Here is a 22282-nt window from a genome sequence, read left to right as displayed (position 1 = left end):
CGTTCTTTCAGAGAACTGCCGCTCGCGGTCAGAGACCTGCCGCCGCGCGCAACTTCTCGGCGCGGTCGGTGTTCTCCCACGGCAGACCCAGGTCGGTACGACCGAAGTGCCCGTAGGCGGCGGTGGGCGCGTAGATGGGTCGCAGCAGGTCGAGGTCGCGGATGATCGCGAGCGGACGCAGATCGAAGGTCTCGGCGATCGCCTTGCGGATCACCGCCGGGTCGGTCTTCTCGGTGCCGAAGGTCTCCACGAACAGTCCGACCGGCGCTGCCTTGCCGATCGCGTAGGCCACCTGCACCTCGATGCAACTGGCCAGTCCCGCGGCCACCGCGTTCTTGGCCACCCAGCGCATCGCGTAGGCCGCGCTGCGGTCCACCTTCGACGGGTCCTTGCCGGAGAACGCGCCGCCACCGTGTCGCGCCATGCCGCCGTAGGTGTCGACGATGATCTTGCGTCCGGTGAGGCCCGCATCGCCCATCGGCCCGCCGAGCACGAACTTACCCGTGGGGTTGACGAACAGCCGGTAGCCGTCGGTGACGAAGCCGGGCACCTCGAGGTCGGCGAGTACCGGATCGATCACCTGCGTGGTGATGTCAGGGGTGAGCATGTTGTCGAGGTCGATGTCGGCGGCATGCTGCGTCGAGACCACCACGGTGTCGAGACGGACAGGCTTGTCGCCGTCGTATTCGATGGTGACCTGCGTCTTGCCGTCGGGACGCAGGTACGGCAGCCTGCCGTTCTTGCGGACCTCGGTGAGCCGGCGCGACAGGCGGTGGGCCAGCGCGATGGGCACAGGCATCAGTTCGGGGGTCTCGTCGGTGGCATAACCGAACATCAGGCCCTGGTCGCCCGCGCCCTGCGCGTCGATCTCGTCCTCGGAGATGCCGCTGCGGCTCTCGTGCGAGTTGAACACGCCGCCGGCGATGTCGGGTGACTGCGCGCCGATCGCGACGTTGACGCCGCAGGACGCGCCGTCGAATCCCTTGGTCGACGAGTCGTAGCCGATATCGAGGATCTTGGCGCGCACGATGCCCGGGATGTCGACGTACGCGGTGGTGGTGACCTCGCCCGCCACATGCACCTGCCCGGTGGTGACGAGGGTCTCCACGGCCACCCTGGCATGCGGGTCCTCGGCCAGGATCGCGTCGAGAACCGAGTCGCTGATCGCGTCACAGATCTTGTCGGGATGTCCCTCGGTGACTGACTCACTGGTGAACAGGCGCGACGCAGATGTGGTCATCGGGTCCTCTCAAGATCGTGGTGGTCCGCGGTGGCAACCGGCGCGGATGTCGTCGATTAGGGTTTCAACCTACACACCCGGTCCGACGGTGCGTCAGATCAGGTCAGGTGCGCTCTACATCTGGCACCAGCGTGCGGACTTCGTCAAGTATCCGGCTCGCCATGAGTGTTTTCGAGCTTAGCGGCAACGCCGTCTCCGAGCCCGTGGCGGTGAGCAGCCAGCCGGTGTTGTCCTCGGTGCCGAACGCCTTTCCGTTGCCCACCGCGTTCACGACGAGCACGTCGCAGCCCTTGCGGCGCAGTTTCGCGCGGCCGTGGTCGAGGACGCCGCCGTGCTCGTCGCCGGTCTCGGCGGCAAATCCGACGATCACCGTGTCGGCGGGAATCGCCCCGGCCGCACGTTCTTCGACCAGCCCACGCAGGATGTCGGGATTGGTGGTCAGTTCGATCGGCGCCGGACCTTGCGCACCCTTCTTGATCTTCGCCTCGGCGGTGGAGACGGGACGGAAGTCGGCGACCGCGGCGGCCATGATCACCACATCGCATTCGGCGGCCCGTTTGGTCATCTCGTCGGCGAGTTGCCGGGCAGTGGACACGTGCACCACCTCGACCGCGGCGGGATCCCCGGCCTCGTTGGTGGATCCGGCGACGACGGTGACCTGGGCTCCGCGCTGCGCCGCGGCGCGGGCCAGGGCGAAGCCCTGCTTGCCGGAGCTGTGGTTGCCGAGGAAACGCACCGGGTCGAGTGGTTCGCGGGTGCCACCGGCGCTGATCACCATGCGCACCCCGGCCAGGTCGTGGGGCAGGGCGTCGGCGCGGTCGAGGAGCAGTTCACCCAGCAGAGCGATCTCCTGCGGATCGGGCAGGCGACCGGCGCCGCTGTCGCGGCCGGTGAGCCGCCCGGAGGCCGGGGTCAGCACCGTGACTCCACGCGCGCGCAGAGTGTCGACGTTCTGCTGGGTGGCGGGATGTTCCCACATCTCGGTGTGCATGGCGGGCACCATCATCACCGGGCAGCGCACCGTCAGCAGCGACGCGGTGAGCAGGTCGTCGGCGCGACCGGCGGCGGCGCGGGCCATCAGGTCGGCGGTGGCGGGTGCGACGATCACCAGGTCGGCGCCTTGCCCCAGACGCACATGCGCCACCTGGTCGACGTCGTCGAAGACCTCCGTGCTCACCGGGTGACCGGAGAGCGCCTCAAAAGTGGCGGCGCCGATGAAGTTCAGGGCGGCGCGGGTGGGTACCACCCGCACTTCGTGGCCGGCCTCGGTGAAATGCCGGATCACCGAGCACACCTTGTATGCGGCGATCCCGCCGCCGACGCCGACGAGGATGCGCCGCCGTGCGGTTCCCGGAGAGCTCATCGCCGCGGCCGCGGTCTTACTCGCCCTCGGTGTGCTCGAGCAGGTCGGAGTGGATCTCACGCAACGCGATCGACAGCGGCTTTTCCTGCAGACCCGGCTCCACCAGCGGTCCGACGTATTCGAGGATGCCGTCGCCGAGCTGGTTGTAGTAGTCGTTGATCTGGCGGGCGCGCTTGGCCGCGTAGATCACCAGGGCGTACTTCGACGACGCGCGGTCGAGCAGGTCGTCGATGGGGGGATTGGTGATGCCGATGGGGGTCTCGTACGCCGGGGCGTCGGCGATCTCGGTCATCTCGAAATTGGTCTGCGTGCTCACGCGGGCTCCTGCGTTGATCTGTCGCGAATAATGTCGGTGGGCCTAGCTGCGGGCCACGGCGTCCGGTCCGACCAGCAAGGATACCAATTGGTGCGCTGCGGAGTCGACTTCGGTGTTCACCACCACGTGGTCGAACTCGTCTTGCGCGGCCATTTCGGTGCGGGCCGTGTCCAGTCGGCGGGCCACCGCCTCGGGGGTCTCGGTGCCGCGTTTGGTGAGGCGGGAGACGAGATCGTCCCAGCTCGGCGGCGCCAGGAAGACGGTGATCGCCTCCGGCAGCCGACGCACCACGTTGCGTGCGCCGACCAGGTCCACCTCCAACAGTACCGGCCTGCCGGCGGCCAGCGCGTCCTCGACGGGCCGCGCCACGGTACCGCTGCGCTGCAGGCCACCGTGGATGTCGGCCCATTCGAGGAACTCGTCGTCGGCGATCATCTGATCGAACCGCTCGCGGGACACAAAGCGGTAGTCGCGGCCGTCGACCTCGCCGGGACGCGGATCGCGGGTGGTGGCCGAGACGCTGAAGTACAGGTCGGGGACGAGTTCTCGGACCCGGCTGACCACCGTCGACTTCCCCACGGCCGAGGGGCCGACCAATACCACCAGTCGGCCCCTCGGTTTCGCGGTGTGTCCGCTCAGGACGGGAACTTCTCGAGCAGCGCCTTGCGCTGACGGTCGCCGAGCCCGCGCAGGCGGCGGGTGGGGGCGATCTCGAGTTCGGTCATGATCTCCTGCGCCTTGACCTTGCCGACCTTGGGCAGGGCCTCGAGCAGTGCCGAGACCTTCATCTTGCCGAGGATCTCGTCGTTCTCGGCGTCCTTGAGCACCTGCGCGAGGTCGGTGCCGCCACGCTTGAGGCGTTCTTTGAGTTCAGCGCGTGCACGCCGAGCGGCCGCCGCCTTCTCCAACGCGGCAGCGCGCTGCTCGTCTGTCAACTGGGGAAGCGCCACGGTTTCCTCCGTCTTTCGTTCTCGATCTGGACTGCACCGGCACCTGGGTCAGGTGCCCGGTGGCACTGGGCCGGCGCTCGGCGGATGCGCGGGCCCCTGGTGGCCTGGCGTCCGCCGAATTACTGCGGCGAAAGCGACCGTACCCACGTGAGCAGGCATTTGCGAGAGCCACCCCCGGGTAAACACCAGGATCTGGTGCTGTAAAGAGTCCACCGGTCATCACGACGTGGATGGGCGTCCCCCTCGCCCACCGACCCCGGGAGGACGCGTTGATTCCTATTATCGACGCAGCTCAGAGGCACAAAATGGGGGCCGCACCAGGCCACCCGGCCGTTCCGCCCACACCGAGGACGACGCGGCACTGCTGAGCAGGATGTGACGGGTGGGACTGTGGCCGAGGAGACCGGATTTTCTCCGTCGTCCCAGCGTGTCGCGGCGCGCGACCCCGGATATGCACACCCACCCGCCGCCCCGGACCGATGGGTTAGTGTCTGCGCATGCCGAGGTCGAGGCGTCCGAAACGCGCGGAGTTGCGGTGACCACCTGGGACCTGCGGGTGCAGCGCTACCACGATGACCTCACCGACGCCGCGATCGCGGTCTTCGGGCCCGGCGCCGTGACCGACGTGGTGCCGCGGTTGTTGAACGTCGCCGAACAAGCGTTCCGTGTGCGACCCGAGGCACTCCGCGAACTCGACGAGCGGCGACTGCTGCGGCCCGACTGGCTTCAGCAACCCAACATGATCGGATACGCGGCCTACACCGAGCGTTTCGCCGGGACGCTGGCCGGGGTGGCCGGGCGTCTGGATCATCTGCGGGAACTCGGCGTCACCTATCTGCACCTGATGCCGCTGCTGCAACCGCGTCCGGGCGACAACGACGGCGGCTACGCCGTCGCCGACTACCGGCGGGTGCGCCCGGACCTGGGCACCACCGACGATCTGGCCGACCTCGCCGACACGCTGCGCGCCGCAGGAATCAGTCTCACCGTCGACCTCGTTCTCAATCACGTCGCGCGAGAACACGAGTGGGCGCAGAAGGCGATCGGCGGAGATCCCAAGTACCGCGCCTACTTCCACACATTCGCCGACCGCACCGAACCGGACGTGTACGAACGCACCCTTCCCGAGGTGTTCCCGGACTTCGCACCCGGCAACTTCACGTTCGACGAGGAGATGGGCCGGTGGGTGTGGACCACCTTCAACTCCTGGCAGTGGGATCTGAACTGGGCCAATCCCGACGTGCTGCTCGAGTTCGCGGACATCATCTCCTTCCTGGCCAATCTCGGCGTGGAGGTGTTCCGTCTCGACGCGATCGCGTTCCTGTGGAAACGCGTCGGCACCGACTGCCAGAACCAGCCCGAGGTGCACGCGATCACCCAGATCCTGCGTGCGCTGACCCGAATGGTGGCGCCGGCGGTGGCGTTCAAGGCCGAGGCGATCGTGGGACCCGCCCAGCTCGTCGCCTACCTGGGTGTGGGCCGGCACGACGGCCGGGTGAGCGATCTGGCCTATCACAACTCGCTGATGGTGCAGATCTGGTCGATGCTCGCCACGGCCGACACCGCCCTGGCCGGCCACGCGCTCGGCGCCCTGCCGCCGACACCGCCGACGGGCACCTGGATCTGTTACGTCCGCTGCCACGACGACATCGGCTGGGCCATCGACGACGCCGACGCCGCAGCCGTGGGACTCACCGGCGGCCCGCACCGCCAGTTTCTCTCCGACTGGTTCTCCGGCGCGTTCCCCGGATCTCCCGCTGCGGGACTGGTGTTCCAGTCCAATCCGGAGACCGGCGACCGGCGAATCAGCGGCACCACCGCGGCGCTGACCGGACTTCAGACGGCATCCGACGCCGCCGAGGTCGACGCCGCGCTGGGCCGCATCTTCCTGGTCCATGCGATCGCCTACGGGTGGGGTGGCATCCCGGTGATCTGGAGCGGCGACGAACTCGGCACGCCCAACGATCCGCACTGGGCCGACGAGGCCGGCCACGCGAACGACAACCGGTGGGCACACCGGCCGGCACTCGACCCCGCACGATTCGCCGCGCGCCACGATCCGGAATCGATTCCCGGACGTGTCTTCGCCGGACTGCGTCACCTCGGGCGGGTGCGGGCATCTCTCCCCCACCTGCACGCGCGTGTCCCCAGCGAGATCGTGTGGTCCGACGGGCCCGTTCTGGTGACCGTTCGACGGGCGCCGCTCGGCCCGCTGGTGGGTGTGTACAACGTGAGTGCGCGGTGGGTGTCCCTACCGATCGAGGTGATCGCAGGCTGCGGGATCGAGCGGCCGTGGGATGTGCTCTCCGATCGCCCGATCAGCCCCGACGATGCCGGCTCGGTGTGGTTGGCCCCCTATGCGGCGTGGTGGGTGCTCGACGCGTCGGCGCGGTAGCCCTCCACATCGACAGGACGACTAGCAGGGCAATGTGGCGATGGCCACCGTTCCGCCGCGCGGGGCCGACATGACCGACAGCGTGCCGCCCTCGGCCTCCAGACGAATGCGCCGCGACTGCAGGCCCAGGTGCCCGTCGGCGAGCCTGGCCGCCAGGGTCGCGGGGTCCACGTCGGCGTCGGCCACACCCACACCGTCGTCGAGGACAACGAGCCGCGCGCGACCCTCGTCACGTTCGATGGTGACTTCGGCCCGGGTGGCGTGCGCGTGTTTGACCACGTTGGTGAGCAACTCCCGCGCCGTCGCGTAGAGCAGCCGGTCGGCGGGCGTGCGGGCGGTGTCGGGCCAGCCCGCGCTGTCGACGCTGACCCGCAACCGGTTGGTGGCCTCTACCGACCGCCCCAGTTCGCTCAGCGCCGCGGCCAGACCGTACTGGTCGAGCACCGCCGGATGCAGGGTGGTCAGCGTCGAGCGCAACAACCTGCTCGACTCGCCCAGCGCGGCGTCGATCCGGTCGAGAGCTGCCGGGTCGCCGTCGCGGGCGGCGGCCACGTCGTGCCGGGCGGCGAGCACGAACTGCAGCGCACCGTCGTGCAGCGCCTCGGCGAGGTCACGGCGTTCGCGCTCCTCGATCTGCATCGCGTCGTCGAGCAGTTCGGACCTCTCGACGGCCAGCGCGCCGATGGCCTCCACGCGCGAGCGCTGCACCCGCGAGAGCATGATGCTTCCGACGCCGAGCGCTGCGATCACGAACGTGTCGAGCAGGACATAGGACCACGGCCTGTCGTTCGCGCCTTTGGCTGCTGCGCTGGCGACAAAGAACACCACGGTTGTCGGCACGGCGACCGCGACACACACCCATGGACGCAGCTGTGTCGCCGCGATGAGCGGGATGATCGCCAACCCGTCGAGGAGTACGTCGGAGGTCCAGCTGATCGCGTCCGAGCGCGCGCAGAGCACTGCGAGTGCCGTCAGCGCCGCGAGATCGATGAACACCGCGAGCCAGGCGAACCGAGCGATCCTGAGTCCCAACAGTGGCGCGGCCACGGCCGAGCCGACGCACCAGGCGACGTAACATCCCACCACCGTCCACGTCGCCGCCAGCGACCGGGCGGGTGGATCGAACGCGATCACGAGCACCACGAATACGGCCAGGATCAGGCGTAGGACGACCTGGATACGAACGCCCCGCGTCACATGGTCGACGAGAATCGGGTAGAGCGACGCCGACCCGACCAGGTCGGGTAACTGTCGGTGCGGACGCGAGGCGGCCTCAGTCGATGAGTCCACGGCGCATCCCCTCGGCCACCGCGGCGGCACGGTCGGAGACGCCGAGTTTCTCGTAGAGGCGCTGCGTGTGGGTTTTCACCGTGGCGGCACCGATGTAGAGCTCGGCAGCGATCTGCGGGATGGACTGTCCGCGGGCGAACCCGTTGAGCACCTGGGATTCCCGCTCACTGAGCGTAGGTGCGCCGGACACCGAGTGCGCCCGGATCTGATCGACCAGCCCGGTGGCCAGTTCCGGCGGTATCACCGTCTCGCCCTTGGCCACCCGCTCCACCGCCGAGACGATCGTGTCGCGGTCGGATTCCTTGGACAGATAGCCGCTGGCGCCCTTCTCCAGCGCGGCGAACACGATCGGCGCATCGGTGACCGCCGAGAGCAGCAACACCTTGGTGGGCAGCCCATCCCGGGTCACGGCGTGCGCCACGTCGACGCCGTTCATGTCGGGCATCTGGTAGTCGACGACGGCGACGTCGGGCGTCTTCTCACGGATCACCTCTAGTGCGCTGCGTCCGTCGCCGGCCTCGCCCACCACCGAGACGCGTCCGCTGGCAGTAAGACCCCGGCTGACACCGTCCCGGAAGAAGGGATGGTCATCGACGACCACCACGGTCACCCGCTGAGCGCCCACATTTTCCATCACACGAGCGTAAACGGTGCATCCACCGGAAATCCGAACCCGACGGTCGCGCCACCGACCGGACTTGGGTGGTGTTGGAGAATCTGGGTGCTACAGCACCCAGATTCTCCAAGATCACCCAGGTTCTCTGCGCTCGGCGTTTCCGCGACCTCACGAACCGGCGTCAGCCCAGCGCGGCTTCGACCTCGTCGCGGGTGCGGCTGCATTCGGCGGCCAGTGCGCCGACGTCGGGTCCGGCACGCAGCACCCCGCGCGAGCTGGCGGGCAGCACCCAGCGCAGGTCGGCGCCGGCGAATACCTCGGGCAGATCGGCCGCGGTGGCGCCCTGGGCGCCGAGTCCGGGTGCCAGGATCGGACCATTGAGGGCGCTCAGGTCGAGTCCGTGGGCGCGGGTGGCGCCGACCACGAGTCCCAGCGTCGCCGAGCCATCCGCATTGCGTGCGGCGGCGTCGTCGACCATCATCTGGGCGACGGTCCGTCCACCGGTAGCGGCGAGCTGGACCGGTGCGCCCTCCGGGTTCGAGGTGCGCGCGAGCACGAACACGCACCCGCCGGCGGCGCGTGCGGCGTCGAACGCCGGTGTGAGAGAGCCGAATCCGAGATACGGCGACGCGGTGACCGCGTCGGCGCACAGCGGCGAGGCGTCGTCGAGCCACGAGTGTGCGTAGGCGGCCATGGTGGAGCCGATGTCGCCGCGTTTGGCGTCGGCGATCACCAGTGCGCCCGCCTCCCGGCATCCGGCAATGGTGCGTTCGAGCACCGCGAAACCGGCCGCACCGAACGCCTCGAAGAACGCCACCTGCGGTTTGATCACCGCCGCGACGGGACCGAGTGCCTCGACGCAGATGTCGGCGAACCGCGCCAGACCGGTCGCGTCCACCGGCAACCCCCACTGGTCGAGGAGTTCGGCGTGCGGGTCGATGCCCGCACACAACCGTCCGCGCGCATCGACGGCGGCACGATACCGGGCGGCGAAACCCGTTGCCGCAGCAGTACTCACCGCTCGTTCACCAGCGCGGCGTGCCTGCGCTGCAGCGACTCGACACCCATCCGCTCCGAGAGCGCCGCCTCGATACCCTGCACGGCGGCGCTGGCCCCCTGCACCGTGGTGATGCACGGAATCCCAGCGGCCACTGCGGCGCTGCGGATCTCGTAGCCGTCGACACGCGGACCGGACTGCCCGTACGGGGTGTTGATCACCATCGCCACGTCGCCGTCGCGGATCGCATCGAGGATGGTGCGTTCACCGGGCGCGGCCTCGAAGTGTTTACGCACGGTGGTGGCCACGATCCCGTTGCGGCGCAACACCTCCGCAGTGCCCTCGGTCGCCAGGATGGTGAAGCCGAGGTCGGCGAGGTGTTTGACCGGGAACAGCAGGGCACGCTTGTCCTTGTTGGCCACCGACACGAACACCGCCCCCGTGGTGGGAAGCGAACCGTAGGCGGCGGTCTGCGATTTCGCGAACGCCCGGCCGAAGTCGGCGTCGATACCCATCACCTCGCCGGTCGACTTCATCTCCGGGCTCAGCAGCGAATCCACCCCGGTGCCGTCGTGACGCCGGAATCGGTTGAACGGCAACACCGCTTCCTTCACCGCGATCGGCGCCGCAGCCGGCGCCACCCCGCCGTCACCGGTGGGATCGAGGATCTGCTGCTCGCGCAGTTCGGCGATGCTCTCCCCCAACATCACCCGCGCGCACGCCTTCGCCAGCGGCACCGCGGTGGCCTTGGACACGAACGGCACCGTGCGACTCGCCCGCGGATTGGCTTCCAGCACATAGAGAACGTCGTCCTTGAGCGCGTACTGCACGTTGAGCAGCCCGCGCACCCCGATGCCCTTGGCCAGCGCCTCGGTGGACCGGCGCACCATCTCGAGATCGGACCGGCCCAGCGTGACCGGCGGCAACGCGCACGCGGAGTCGCCGGAATGGATGCCGGCCTCCTCGATGTGCTCCATCACGCCCCCGATGTACACCTCGTCGCCGTCGCACAGGGCGTCGACGTCGATCTCCACCGCATCCTCGAGGAAGCGGTCCACCAGCACCGGGTGGTCGGGGGTGAGTTCGGTGGCGCGCGAGATGTAGTCGGCGAGACTCGCCTCGTCGTAGACGATCTCCATGCCGCGTCCGCCGAGCACATACGACGGCCGCACGAGCACCGGATAGCCGATGCGCGCGGCGGTGTCGCGGGCCTCCTCGAACGATGTGGCGGTGCCGAAGGCGGGTGCCGGCAGACCGGCGGCCGTGAGGACCTTGCCGAATTCGCCGCGGTCCTCGGCCAGGTCGATGGCCGCCGGACTGGTGCCGACGATGGGCACCCCCGCCGCCTCGAGCCGATGCGCCAGACCCAGCGGTGTCTGCCCGCCGAGTTGCACGATGACGCCGGCGACGGTGCCCGATTCCGATTCGGCGTGGTACACCTCCAGCACATCCTCGAACGTCAGCGGCTCGAAATAGAGACGGTCGGCGGTGTCGTAGTCGGTGGAGACGGTCTCGGGGTTGCAGTTGACCATCACCGTCTCGTACCCCGCTTCGGAGAGGGTCAGCGCGGCGTGCACACACGAGTAGTCGAACTCGATGCCCTGACCGATGCGGTTGGGACCCGACCCCAGGATGAGCACCTTGGGCCGTTCGGTCTGCGGCGCGATCTCACTGACCGCGGCGGGGTCGAGTTCGTAGGTGGAGTAGTGATAGGGCGTGCGGGCCTCGAACTCGGCGGCGCAGGTGTCCACGGTCTTGTACACCGGGCGCACACCGAGCCCGATGCGGTGGTCCCGCACAGCCGCCTCGTCGGCGAAATCGGTACGCAGCGCGGCGATCTGGCGGTCGGAGAACCCCGACGACTTCGCGTCGCGCAGGAGATCCTCGGTGAGCTGCGCGGCGTCGCGGATCTCGGCGCCGAGTGCACCGATGCCCGCGATCTCGGCGAGGAACCACGGGTCGATGGCGGTGGCCTCGTAGAGCTGTTCGACGGTGGCGCCCGCATCGAAGGCCAGCATGATGCCGTAGAGCCGGCCGTCCTTCGGGGTGCGCAAGGTATCGAGCAGGGCATCGAGGTCGACGGTGGCCGGATCGGGCCGGTCGGCCTCGGTCCAGAAGCCGGCGGCCTTGGTCTCCAGCGACCGCATCACCTTGCCGAGCGCCTCGGTAAAGCTGCGTCCCAGGCTCATCGCCTCCCCCACCGACTTCATCGTGGTGGTCAGCGTGTCGTCGGCGCCGGGGAACTTCTCGAACGCGAACCGTGGTGCCTTGACCACCACGTAGTCCAGCGTCGGCTCGAAGCAGGCCGGCGTCTCCTTGGTGATGTCGTTGGTTATCTCGTCGAGGGTATAGCCGATGGCGAGCTTCGCGGCGATCTTGGCGATCGGGAATCCCGTTGCCTTGGAAGCCAATGCGGACGACCGCGAGACCCGCGGATTCATCTCGATCACCACGAGACGCCCATCGGTGGGGTCTTGGGCGAACTGGATGTTGCAGCCGCCGGTGTCGACGCCCACCTCGCGCAGGATGTCGATCGACAGGTCACGCATCCGCTGATATTCGCGGTCGGTCAGCGTCATCGCCGGTGCCACCGTGACCGAATCACCGGTGTGCACGCCCACCGGGTCGACGTTCTCGATGGAACACACCACCACCACGTTGTCGTGGTGGTCGCGCATCAGCTCGAGCTCGTATTCCTTCCAGCCCAGGATCGATTCCTCGATCAGCACGTTCGCCGTCGGGGATGCGGCCAGGCCGCCACCGGCGATGCGGTCGAGGTCGTCGGAGTCATACGCCATACCCGAACCGAGGCCGCCCATCGTGAACGACGGACGCACCACCACCGGGTAGCCGAGTTCGGCGACCGTCTCGCGGACCTCGGCCATGGTGTGGCAGACCCGTGAGCGGGCACTCTCCCCACCCACCTTGGCGACGATGTCCTTGAACATCTGACGGTCCTCGCCGCGCTGGATGGCGTCGAAGTCGGCACCGATGAGTTCGATGCCGTACTTCTCCAGCGAACCTCGATCATGCAGCGCCACAGCGGTGTTCAGTGCCGTCTGCCCGCCCAGGGTGGCGAGCACCGCGTCGATCGGGTGCCCGGCGTCGCGTTCGGCCTCGATCACCTTCTCCACGTACTCGGCGGTGATCGGTTCCACGTAGGTGGCGTCGGCGAACTCCGGGTCGGTCATGATGGTGGCGGGGTTGGAGTTCACCAGACTCACCCGTAGACCCTCGGCCTTGAGTACCCGGCATGCCTGCGTGCCGGAGTAGTCGAACTCGCAGGCCTGCCCGATGACGATCGGCCCGGAGCCGATCACCAGGACGTGCGCGATGTCTTGACGGCGCGGCATCAGACCCCTTTCGTGGTTGTGGATGAGCGAGCTGCCATCAAAGCCTCAAGGCCAGTGCGGAACGCTCGGAAGCTTTCGGACATGTTTCGGTCTACGACTATGTGCTGTGCGACCTGACCCGCGACGATAGTCTTCCGGGTCGCCTCTTCGGCATGTCCTGCTCGGACAAGCAGATCACTAAGCGCCTCCGCAGTGCCGCCTCTGACCGCATCGCAGTCGCGATATCGCTGTCGGGTATAGAAGGTAGATGGCACCTTAGGATATGCTGCGCACAACGCAATCGGATCGCCTAGCAACCAGGATTCGAGTTCTTCGACGACTATCCGATTCAATACGACTGGCTGAGCCGCCCCAGCATTCGAGAGAGTCGGGAGACCAACCGCAGCCGCGGCATCTTCGAGGCGTTGCTTTAGCGCGTAGCAGTCTTCGCGATCCTCGTCGATAAGCACCACGACTGCAATATTCACTCCCTCTAGGTGCAAGTATCCACGAAGGCGGCTCTCTAGCTTTCGCAGAAGATTGTGCTTGCCGTCAAATACGCGAATCTCGAAACTCATGTCACCGATAATCTGGGGCAACACGGTCTCGAGAAACACCAGCATCGACCGTTCTTCGACAAGAAACTCGATGTGCTCGAGCGCCATTCACACCACCCCGGCTGGATCAGCGGCGCGCAAGTATCGTTCACTCCACAAGTCGCCAAGGGTGGCCCCCTGGTTGACCATGGCGACGATCTCAGGTTTGGAGTTTGCACGCTCAACCCGTGCATAACCGTCGTCGCCCCGGCCGATCATCCACAACTCTTCAGGTCTCAGCGCGCTTACGAAATCTGGCGAGTGTGTTGTGACAAAGAGTTGGGAAACCGAACTGATGCCACGCATCTCCTCGGCGAGGACGGGAAGTAGCTTCGGATGTAGTTGATTCTCAGGCTCTTCGATACCAATCACCCGCGGCGGATCCGGATCCATGAGAACTGTCAGGTAAGCAAGAAGTTTCAATGTTCCATCGCTCGCGAAACGAGAAAGCACCGGACGGTCGAACGCCCGATCCTTAATCTGAAGCAGTAACCGGCCATCTTCGAGCCTGATCGAATCAACTCGCTCGACCTGTGGAACACGCTGGCCGAGGACCCGGAATATTTCTTTGAGCCGAGTCGGATGGTTCTCCTGCAGATACTGAATCACGTTTGGCAGATTGTCACCGGTCCGGCTCAGTCGCGGCTCCGGGCCAGCAACCGGCGTCGTACGCGTGCTGTCGGCCGACACGTAGGACAGATACCAACCGGATATGAACTCTCGTAAATATCGAATCCGTGGATGGCTCAAGAACTGACCTAGTGCTGTGACTGCCAGCAGGTCAGGCGAGGCGAGCTCTTCTTCACGCTCTTGTGCTGTGTCCTCGTCCCACGTCTTGCCGTCACCGCGATGGAATCGCAGTATGTCTTTCGGTCTACCTGACCCGGGACTGACTGTCCAAGTGAGGCGCTCTTCTTCCACCACAGGACTCGACCGCACCTCGTCAACAACTAGCCGATACGTGGCCAAACGCGAAGTGCCGCGGTACTCGGTCCGGTACTTCAGCTCAATCGAAACGGGGCCGACCTCGCCGACCGTTCGGATTCCCTCCATGCGATTGCGGCGATCCCAAGCCGCACGGAGTCCCTCGGTGAATGATTCGTGAAGGAATGCGAAAACATCGAAAACCGTGGATTTACCGCTTCCATTCGCACCTAGTAAGACGGTCAGAGGACTGAGTCCCTTTAGCTCTACGTCACGGAGCGCGCGGTAGTTCTTGACTCGAACCGAATACAGCGCGCTTTCCTTAGCCATTCTTGGATCCCTCCAGCAGGGAGACGAACCTGTCGAAGAGGTAGGCGGCGTCGTGTGGACCCGCCGCCGCCTCCGGGTGGTATTGGACGGAAAACGCACGGCCCGAGAGCAGTTCGACGCCTTCGACGGTGCCGTCGTTGGCGCACACGTGGCTCACCCGGGCGCGGCCGAAGTCGGTGTCAAATTCCTCACCGGCTTCGCCTTCGAGCGCGAATCCGTGGTTCTGCGCGGTGATCGACACCTTGCCGGTGGCGGCGTCGATGACGGGGATGTTGATGCCACGGTGGCCGAACTTCATCTTGTAGGTGTCGCGGCCCAGTGCGCGGCCCAGGATCTGGTTGCCGAAACAGATACCGAACAGCGGCAATCCGGTGCCCAGTACCTGCCGGGTGAGTTCCACGGCGCCGTCGGCGGTGGCCGGGTCGCCGGGGCCGTTGGAGAGGAACACTCCGTCGGGACGCAGTTCGGTGATCGCGTCCAGACCGGCGTCGGCGGGCAGCACGTGCACGGCCACCCCACGCTGGGCGAACATGCGGGGCGTGTTGGTCTTGATGCCGAGATCGATGGCGGCGACGGTGAATCGGGAGTCGGCGGCCGGTTCCACCTCGTAGCCGGTGGGTGTGCTCACCTCGCCGGCCAGATTCGCGCCCTTCATCGACGGTTGGTTGCGCACCCGGGCGAGCAACTCGTCTTCGGGGGCCAGGGCGGGACCGGAGAAGATACCGGCGCGCATCGACCCGTGATCGCGGAGCACGCGCACCACGGTGCGGGTGTCGATGCCGCCGATCCCCACCACGCCCTGGCGCACCAGTTCGTCCTGAAGGCTGGTGGTGGCACGCCAATTCGACACGCGCCGAGTGGGATTGCGCACCGCGTACCCGGCGACCCAGATCTTGCCGGAGTCACCGCGCTCGCCGTCGCTGCCCGCGCTGCCGGTCGATTCGCCGTCTTCGTCGTTCCAGCCGGTGTTACCGATCTGCGGTGCGGTGGCGATGACGATCTGCCGGTGATAGCTGGGATCGGTGAGCGTCTCCTGATACCCGGTCATCGCGGTGCAGAACACCGCCTCACCGAGTGTCTGGCCCACCGCGCCGAACTCCCGGCCGGTGAACACCTGTCCGTTCTCGAGTACGAGAACCGCTGAGCTCATTGGTCTTTCCTCTCGAACTCCGACACCCACGCGGGGTAGACGGTCTTGTCGTCGGCGCGTAACCCCGAGTCGATCTCGGTACCGCTGGGCAGCACCCAGCGGATCACCAGCACGCCGTCGGCGGTCATCACCTTGCCGGCCAGGCCGCGTTCGGTGCGCACCGCGGTGATCGAGGGCCGCGGAATCCAGATCTCGGTGGCGCCGCGGCGTTCGAGCAGGATGCCGTCGGGATAGGCCGCCATGGTGGCCGAGGCGCGATCACCGATGTCGCCCACAGCCACCCGATCCTGCCAGCTCGGCGCGATGGTGGAACCGACATAGAGTCCGGTGTCGGGCCCCAGCAGGGGTTCGCCGGGATCGGCCGGGATGAGCGGCATCTCGCCGATCATCTCGGCCTGACGCCGCCCCCGGTTGCGCCAGCCGCGCAGCACCAAGGCCACCAGTCCGGCCCACACCGCCACCACGACGACGATCACGATGATGCCGGAGATCGTCGAACTCATTGCGCCACCTGCCCGTTGCGGGTGGTCACCACACCGCGCAGCGTCGTGGCCACCACACTGGCCGGCATGGTGAGCGACTCGTACGGGGTGTTGGCCGACAGGCTGGCGAGCTTGGCACCCTCCACCTGCCAGGGAAGGTCGGGATCGACGAGCGTCAGATTGCCGGGCTCGCCCACCGCGATCGGACGTCCCTGGTCGGTGAGGCCGACGATCTGTGCGGGGCGTTCACTCATCACCAGCGCCACCCCGCGCCAGTCGAGCAGGCCCGGATTCACCATGGTCTCCACCACGATCGGCAGCGCGGTCTGCAGCCCCAGCATGCCGGGGCGCGCCTGGGAGAATTCGCAGCACTTCTCCTGCGCGGCGTGCGGTGCATGGTCGGTGGCCACGCAGTCGACGATGCCGTCGGCCAGTGCCTGCCGCAGCGCCAAGGTGTCGCTGACCTCCCGCAACGGCGGGTTCACCCGATTGATGCCGTCGTAGGTCTGCAGCCGGGAATCGTCGAGGAAGAGGTGATGAGGGGTGACCTCGGCGGTCACCGCGATGCCCTGCTGCTTGGCCCAGCGCAACAACTCCACGGTGCCCGCAGTCGAGGCGTGGCAGATGTGCACGCGCGCACCGGCGTCGCGCGCCAGCAGCGCGTCACGCACCACGATCGACTCCTCGGCGGCGCGCGGCCAACCGGCAAGTCCCAGCCGCGCCGCGGTGGGGCCCTCGTGGGCCACCGCGCCGACGGTCAGCCGCGGCTCTTCGGCGTGCTGCGCGATGAGCACGTGGAGGCCCTTCGCGTATTCGAGTGCGCGCCGCATCAGCAGCGGGTCGGCGACACATTTGCCGTCGTCGCTGAACAGGCGGACCCGGCCCGCACCGGCGGCCATCAATCCCATCTCGGCGAGTTGCTTGCCCTCGAGCCCGACCGTCACCGCACCCACCGGGTAGACGTCGACCAGGCCCACCTCCTGCCCGGCGCGCCACACGTTGTCGGTGACGGTGGGGTTGTCGGCGACGGGAGAGGTGTTGGCCATCGCGAAGACCGCGGTGTAGCCACCGAGAGCGGCTGCGGCCGAACCGGACCTGATGGTTTCGGTGTCCTCCCGGCCGGGTTCACGCAGATGCGTGTGCAGGTCGACAAATCCTGGAAGTAGCACGCTGCCACCGCCGTCGATCACTTCCACATCGTCGGGCGCCGACACCGCGTCGCCGATCTCGGTGATCTCGCCGTCGGTGACGAGCACGTCGACCGGATCGCCCTCGCCGTAGGGTCGAACCTGCCGGAACAGCACTGACCCGGTCGCCGCGCTCACTGCGCACCTCCTGATTCGGCACCGGCGAGCAGGCGGAAGAGCACCGCCATACGCACGTGCACCCCGTTGCGGACCTGTTCGAGAACGGCTGCGCGCGGCGAGTCGGCCACCGAGTACCCGATCTCCATGCCGCGCAGCATGGGACCCGGATGCAGCACGACGGCGTCGTCGGACAGCACACCGAGCCGGCGGTCGTTCAGGCCGAAACGCACCGAGTATTCCCGCGACGACGGGAAGAATCCGCCGTTCATGCGTTCGGCCTGCACCCGCAGCATCATCACCGCGTCGACGCCCGGCAGCACCGCGTCGAGATCATCGGAGGTGGTCACCCCCCACTGGTCGACACCCACCGGCAGCAGGGTGGGCGGCGCGACGAGCACCACGTCGGCGCCCAGCGTGGTGAGGAGAAACGCGTTGGAGCGGGCCACCCGCGAGTGCAGGACGTCGCCGACGATCGCGATGCGTCGACCGTCGATCGATCCGAGCCGCTGCCGCAGGGTGAGAGCGTCGAGGAGCGCCTGCGTCGGATGTTCGTGGGTGCCGTCACCGGCGTTGATCACCGCAGGCCCGACCCCGGCGTCGTCGGGGCCGTCGGGTCCGAAACCACCTTCGGTCCAGGCCGCGATCTGGTGGGCGGCACCGGATGCGGGGTGGCGCACGATGAGGGCGTCGGCGCCCGCCGCGCGCAGCGTCTTGACGGTGTCGCGCAGCGATTCGCCCTTGTTGACCGACGAACTCGAGGCGCTCACGTTGATCACATCGGCGCTCATCCACTTACCCGCCACCTCGAAGGACACGCGGGTGCGGGTGGAGTTCTCGTAGAACACGGTCATGATGGTGCGTCCGCGCAGGGTGGGCAGTTTGCGCACTTCCCGGCCGGTCAAGGCCTGTTCGAAGCGTTGCGCCTCGTCGAGCAGTGCGGTGGCGTCGTCGCGGGAGAGGTCGGCGGCCGACAGCAGGTGACGCATCAGCGGGCCGCCCGCCCGGCCGCGCCGAGCACGACCTCGTCGGCCCCGTCGTATTCCTCGAGGTGCACCGCGACGGTTTCGTCGCGTGAGGTGGGGATGTTCTTGCCGACGTAGTCGGCGCGCAGCGGCAGTTCGCGGTGGCCGCGGTCGACGAGCACCGCGAGTTGCACCGCGGCGGGCCGCCCGAGGTCGCGCAGCGCGTCGAGCGCGGCGCGCACGGTGCGACCGGAGTAGAGAACGTCGTCGACGAGGATGACCACCGCGTTGTCGACGCCGCCGGACGGCACCATGGTGGGTTCGAGCGCCCGGTGCGGTTTGGCGCGCAGGTCGTCGCGGTAGAGGGTGATGTCGAGGTAGCCCACCGGGACGTCGACCCCGGAGAACTCGCGGATCTTGTCGGCCAGCCGGTCGGCGAGAGTGGTTCCGCGCGTGGGGATTCCGATGATCACCACGCGGGGGGCGTCGGGTGAATCGAGCGCCGTCTTCTCGATGATCTGATGGGCGACCCGCGCGATGGTGCGGGAGACGTCTGCCGCGTCGAGCAGTACGCGCCGCGGGGATTGTTCGCCGTCGGTGGGCGTGACCACGCCGACCTCCTTCTCCGCCTCGCAGGACGGATCGTTAAAGGATGTCTGTCGTCGGACACTCTACACCGACGATGCCCCCGGTCCCGACGGGGCCGTCAGCCGTCGGTGTCCGACCCCGCCGCCTGCGCCGCCCGTACCTGCGGTGCGAGTTCGGCGATCTGACCGAGCACACCGTTGACGAATGCCGGCGAGTCGTCGGTGGAGAGTTCCTTGGCCAGTTCGACGGCCTCGTCGACCACCACGATCTCGTCGACGTCGGTGGCGTTGAACAGTTCCCACGTCGCCAGCCGCAGAATGGCGCGGTCGACGGCGGGGAGCCGGTCGAGTTTCCAGTCGCGCAGATGCGAGGTGATCACCGCGTCGATCTGATTCTGGTCGTCAGTGAGGCCGTCGATGACACGCGCGGTGTACGCGTGGATCTCGCCGACGCTCTCGTCGTCGCGCACGAATTCACGCCGCTCGGCCACCAGCTGCGCGGGGCTGACCTGCTTGGCCTCGGCCTCGAACAGCAGATCCACCGCGCGGCGGCGTGCTTTGTGTCGGGTTCCCGGTTGTTTCACGTCGGTTCGTCGGGTCTCAGCTGTTGACGCGGCCGAGGTAGCTGCCGTCACGCGAGTCGACCTTCAGCTTGTCGCCGGTGTTGATGAACAGCGGCACCTGGATCTCCGCGCCGCTCTCCACGGTCGCCGGCTTGGTACCGCCGGTCGAGCGATCACCCTGCAGGCCCGGGTCGGTGTGGGTGACCTCCATCTCGACGGTCACGGGCAGTTCGATGAACAGCGGCGTGCCCTCGTTCAGCGACACCTGCACGGTCATGTTCTCCAGCAGGAAGCGCGCACCGTCGCCCACCGTTTCAGGCGAGATCGCGTACTGCTCGTAGTCCTGGGCGTCCATGAACACGTAGTCGGTGCCGTCGTTGTACAGGAAGGTCATGTCACGACGGTCGACGGTGGCGGTCTCCACCTTCACGCCCGCGTTGAAGGTCTTGTCGACGGTCTTGCCCGACAGCACGTTCTTGATCTTGGTGCGCACGAACGCCGGCCCCTTGCCGGGCTTGACGTGCTGGAACTCCAGGATCTGCCAGAGCTGGTCGTCCATGCGCAGCACGAGGCCATTCTTGAAATCGGCGGTGGTCGCCATAGGTTGTCGTCTCTCTTCTACGTCGGGGGTTCTTGTGCGTCGCTTCTGCCTCGCCGGGTGCGGCGGGTCCGTCAAATGACGGTGAAAGCCTTGTCGGTGGCGGTCAGCAGGTCCGGTTCGTCGTCGGTGACGACGAGCGTGTCCTCGATCCTGACGCCACCTCGTCCGGGGAGGTAGACGCCGGGCTCCACGGTCACCGCCGCGCCGCATGGCAGTGTACCCGCCGCGAGTTTGCCGATTCCCGGCGCTTCGTGGATCTGCAGGCCGACGCCGTGACCGAGTCCGTGGACGTAATGCTCGCCGTGGCCGGCGTCCTCGATCACCGAGCGGGCCGCCGCGTCGACCGCACGAAGCTCCGCCCCCGGTGTCAGGGCGTCGCGGCCGGCGGCCTGCGCGGTGGACACCAGCTGGTAGAGGTCGCGCTGCCAGTCCGCAGCGCGGGTCAGCACAAAGGTGCGGGTCATGTCGGAGTGGTATCCGCCGTACACGCAGCCGAAGTCGATCTTGACCAGGTCGCCGTCGGCGAGCACCGACCCGGTGGGCCGATGATGCGGAATGGCCGAGTGCGCGCCCGCGGCCACGATGGTCTCGAAGGCAACCGCGTCGGCGCCGTGCCGGAACATCGACCACTCGAGCGCACGTGCCACCTCGCGTTCCGAAGCGCCTGCCCGGATGACTCCGTCGGCGATGATCTCGGCGAGCGCGGTGTCGCCGATGGCACAGGCCCTGCGCAGCAAGGCGATCTCACCGGCGTCCTTGACCTCCCGCAGCCCCAACACCAGCCCGGCCACACCGACCAGTTCGGCGCCGTCGGGAGTGTGGTCGACCAGCCGGCCGTGCTGGGCGACGGTGAGCGCATCGGACTCGAATCCGATCCGCACCGGGCCCGCAACGGCGGCGCGGCCGACGAGTTCGCCGACGCAATCGCGTGCGATCACCGCGGGGAGGTCGCCGGACTGCTGGGCGATCTGCGTGAGATAGCGACCGTCGGTGCAGATCACATCGTCGTCGGGTCCCGACGCCGAGATCAGCAGTGCGCCGTTGGAACCGGTGAACCCCGACAGATAACGGAGATTGATCAGATCCGACACCACCAACACGTCCACCGGTTTGTCGGCGGTCGCCAGCAGAGCTCGGAGTCTGTCTCGACGGACGGCATAATTCACGCCTCCACGCTACGACGCCGCGTGCGCAGATCACGAGTCGGAGCCGGAACGGACGGGAGTCTGGCCTGGCCGAACTCTGCGCGCGCCACAGTGGAGGCTCCCGCCGCCGGGTACGGCTTCGCCGGGGGCAGCTTCGAGCGCACCGAGTCGGCCGCCGACCTCGATCGCGAACTCGACGCGGTGGGTGCCACCGGCGCCCGGTGGCTGCGTGTGGAGATCAACTGGAATGTGATCGAGAAGACCAAGGGCACCTTCGACTGGTCGCAACCGGACACACTGATCGGTTCCGCGCGGGCCCACGGGCTCACCGTGCTGGCGAACTTTCTCGGCACCCCCGGTTGGGCCGGCGGCGGAGCGCTGACCACCGCACCCCCGACCGACCTGGGCAACGTCACCCCGTTCGTGCAGGCCTTCATCGCGCGGTATCCGTCGACCACGCATTTCGAGATCTGGAACGAACCCAACCTGCCGCTCTTCTTCGGCGGTTCGGTGAACGCCGCGAAGTACACCTCGTTGCTCAAGCGCTTCTACATCGACATCAAGGCCGCGGCACCGTCGGCGACGGTGGTGTCGGCGGGACTGAGCCCGGAGCCGACGCGGCGGGCTTTTACACCGCGATGTACGCGAACGGCGCCAAGGGATTCTTCGACGCCGCGGCGATGCACCCCTACGTGTTTCCCAAAGGGGTCTCCGCCACGCCCAACGGGTGGACCGAAACCGGGGACGTCCGAAAAGTGATGGTGACCAACGGCGACGCCGACAAGGACATCTGGCTCACCGAGATGGGCGCACCCACCTTCCAGGGGTCGTCGGGTCCGGGATCGACAGGCTCGAGTTCGGGTTCCACGCTCCTCGACACCGGCTCGCTCCTGCTCGGAAACTCGTCGAAAGACATGGTGTCCCAACAGGAACAGGCCGCCCAGATGGTCTCGGTGCTCTCTGCCGCCCGCGCCGCCGGCTACTGCGGACCGGCATTCATCTACATGCCTCGCGACACCGGCACCAGCCTCACCGATCGTGAACAGAACTTCGGGGCGCTGCTCACCCATGATTGGAAGCCCAAGTACACCGCGAGTGTGCCCGCACGCTGACCGGGCGGGGACGTGTTCCAGATC

The 22282-nt window shown here is 67.5% G+C and carries 22 protein-coding genes; 3 read left to right on the top strand and 19 right to left on the bottom strand.

Features of this window, described 5'->3' with window-relative positions:
* Nucleotides 1–28 precede the first annotated feature (28 nt).
* The 5 genes from metK to mihF form a co-directional block, all read right to left on the bottom strand.
* Nucleotides 29–1240, bottom strand: a complete 1212-nt coding sequence (gene metK, locus ACWDSI_RS04930; RefSeq protein WP_449755836.1) for a methionine adenosyltransferase — start codon at nt 1238–1240, stop codon at nt 29–31.
* A 103-nt stretch (nt 1241–1343) separates the two neighbouring features.
* Nucleotides 1344–2603: a bifunctional phosphopantothenoylcysteine decarboxylase/phosphopantothenate--cysteine ligase CoaBC gene (gene coaBC, locus ACWDSI_RS04925; protein ID WP_449755835.1), complete on the bottom strand. Its 1260-nt coding sequence runs from the start codon at nt 2601–2603 to the stop codon at nt 1344–1346.
* A gap of 16 nt (nt 2604–2619) precedes the next feature.
* The gene (gene rpoZ, locus ACWDSI_RS04920) at nt 2620–2919 is read right to left on the bottom strand and encodes a DNA-directed RNA polymerase subunit omega (RefSeq protein WP_449746421.1); all 300 of its coding nucleotides are present in this window, start codon (nt 2917–2919) and stop codon (nt 2620–2622) included.
* A 42-nt stretch (nt 2920–2961) separates the two neighbouring features.
* Nucleotides 2962–3558 (bottom strand): guanylate kinase, encoded by a 597-nt coding sequence (gene gmk / locus ACWDSI_RS04915; protein ID WP_449746516.1) that lies wholly within the window; start codon nt 3556–3558, stop codon nt 2962–2964.
* Nucleotides 3555–3869: an integration host factor, actinobacterial type gene (mihF, locus tag ACWDSI_RS04910; protein WP_449746422.1), complete on the bottom strand. Its 315-nt coding sequence runs from the start codon at nt 3867–3869 to the stop codon at nt 3555–3557. Before mihF ends, gmk begins: the two co-directional genes overlap by 4 nt.
* A 535-nt stretch (nt 3870–4404) precedes the next feature.
* Here mihF and ACWDSI_RS04905 point away from each other — a divergent pair.
* Nucleotides 4405–6264, top strand: a complete 1860-nt coding sequence (locus ACWDSI_RS04905; protein ID WP_449755834.1) for an alpha-amylase family protein — start codon at nt 4405–4407, stop codon at nt 6262–6264.
* Between the two features lie 21 nt (nt 6265–6285).
* Here ACWDSI_RS04905 and ACWDSI_RS04900 read toward each other — a convergent pair whose 3' ends face one another.
* From ACWDSI_RS04900 to ACWDSI_RS04835, 14 genes are all read right to left on the bottom strand, one after another.
* Complete coding sequence (locus ACWDSI_RS04900) at nt 6286–7554, bottom strand: sensor histidine kinase (protein ID WP_449755833.1); 1269 nt, start codon at nt 7552–7554, stop codon at nt 6286–6288.
* A complete protein-coding gene (locus ACWDSI_RS04895) occupies nt 7538–8188 on the bottom strand; it encodes a response regulator (RefSeq protein ID WP_449746425.1) in 651 nt (216 codons plus the stop codon). The genes ACWDSI_RS04900 and ACWDSI_RS04895 overlap by 17 nt, the downstream gene beginning before the upstream one ends.
* A gap of 163 nt (nt 8189–8351) precedes the next feature.
* Complete coding sequence (pyrF, locus tag ACWDSI_RS04890; protein WP_449746427.1) at nt 8352–9188, bottom strand: orotidine-5'-phosphate decarboxylase; 837 nt, start codon at nt 9186–9188, stop codon at nt 8352–8354.
* Nucleotides 9185–12520, bottom strand: a complete 3336-nt coding sequence (carB, locus tag ACWDSI_RS04885) for a carbamoyl-phosphate synthase large subunit (RefSeq protein ID WP_449746428.1) — start codon at nt 12518–12520, stop codon at nt 9185–9187. Before carB ends, pyrF begins: the two co-directional genes overlap by 4 nt.
* Nucleotides 12520–13164, bottom strand: a complete 645-nt coding sequence (locus tag ACWDSI_RS04880; protein WP_449755832.1) for a DUF4276 family protein — start codon at nt 13162–13164, stop codon at nt 12520–12522. Before ACWDSI_RS04880 ends, carB begins: the two co-directional genes overlap by 1 nt.
* Nucleotides 13165–14349 (bottom strand): AAA family ATPase, encoded by a 1185-nt coding sequence (locus ACWDSI_RS04875; protein ID WP_449755831.1) that lies wholly within the window; start codon nt 14347–14349, stop codon nt 13165–13167.
* On the bottom strand, nt 14342–15499 hold the full coding sequence (gene carA / locus ACWDSI_RS04870; RefSeq protein ID WP_449755830.1) for a glutamine-hydrolyzing carbamoyl-phosphate synthase small subunit: 1158 nt from the start codon (nt 15497–15499) through the stop codon (nt 14342–14344). Before carA ends, ACWDSI_RS04875 begins: the two co-directional genes overlap by 8 nt.
* Nucleotides 15496–16002: a PH-like domain-containing protein gene (locus tag ACWDSI_RS04865; RefSeq protein ID WP_449746430.1), complete on the bottom strand. Its 507-nt coding sequence runs from the start codon at nt 16000–16002 to the stop codon at nt 15496–15498. Before ACWDSI_RS04865 ends, carA begins: the two co-directional genes overlap by 4 nt.
* Nucleotides 15999–17306, bottom strand: coding sequence for a dihydroorotase (locus tag ACWDSI_RS04860; protein ID WP_449755829.1), 1308 nt, complete (start codon nt 17304–17306; stop codon nt 15999–16001). Before ACWDSI_RS04860 ends, ACWDSI_RS04865 begins: the two co-directional genes overlap by 4 nt.
* Nucleotides 17303–18274: an aspartate carbamoyltransferase catalytic subunit gene (locus tag ACWDSI_RS04855; protein WP_449755828.1), complete on the bottom strand. Its 972-nt coding sequence runs from the start codon at nt 18272–18274 to the stop codon at nt 17303–17305. The genes ACWDSI_RS04860 and ACWDSI_RS04855 overlap by 4 nt, the downstream gene beginning before the upstream one ends.
* Nucleotides 18274–18861 (bottom strand): bifunctional pyr operon transcriptional regulator/uracil phosphoribosyltransferase PyrR, encoded by a 588-nt coding sequence (gene pyrR, locus ACWDSI_RS04850; protein ID WP_449746433.1) that lies wholly within the window; start codon nt 18859–18861, stop codon nt 18274–18276. Before pyrR ends, ACWDSI_RS04855 begins: the two co-directional genes overlap by 1 nt.
* A gap of 95 nt (nt 18862–18956) precedes the next feature.
* The gene (gene nusB, locus ACWDSI_RS04845; RefSeq protein ID WP_449746434.1) at nt 18957–19421 is read right to left on the bottom strand and encodes a transcription antitermination factor NusB; all 465 of its coding nucleotides are present in this window, start codon (nt 19419–19421) and stop codon (nt 18957–18959) included.
* 16 nt (nt 19422–19437) lie between these two features.
* Nucleotides 19438–20001 carry an elongation factor P gene (gene efp / locus ACWDSI_RS04840; protein WP_449746435.1) on the bottom strand — a complete coding sequence of 188 codons (564 nt, stop codon included), beginning with the start codon at nt 19999–20001 and terminating at the stop codon, nt 19438–19440.
* A gap of 71 nt (nt 20002–20072) precedes the next feature.
* On the bottom strand, nt 20073–21167 hold the full coding sequence (locus ACWDSI_RS04835) for a M24 family metallopeptidase (protein WP_449755827.1): 1095 nt from the start codon (nt 21165–21167) through the stop codon (nt 20073–20075).
* A 90-nt stretch (nt 21168–21257) separates the two neighbouring features.
* On the opposite strand from ACWDSI_RS04835, the gene ACWDSI_RS04830 reads away from it, so the two are divergent.
* Both ACWDSI_RS04830 and ACWDSI_RS04825 read left to right on the top strand, forming a co-directional pair.
* Nucleotides 21258–21905: a hypothetical protein gene (locus tag ACWDSI_RS04830; protein WP_449755826.1), complete on the top strand. Its 648-nt coding sequence runs from the start codon at nt 21258–21260 to the stop codon at nt 21903–21905.
* 2 nt (nt 21906–21907) lie between these two features.
* Entirely contained in the window at nt 21908–22258 is a 351-nt protein-coding gene (locus ACWDSI_RS04825; RefSeq protein ID WP_449755825.1) for a hypothetical protein, read from the top strand.
* The last annotated feature ends 24 nt before the right edge of the window (nt 22259–22282 follow it).

The sequence above is a fragment of the Gordonia sp. NPDC003429 genome (assembly GCF_053588575.1).
Note: the sequence above shows the minus strand (reverse complement) of the source record. Positions and strands in the feature narration are given on the sequence as shown.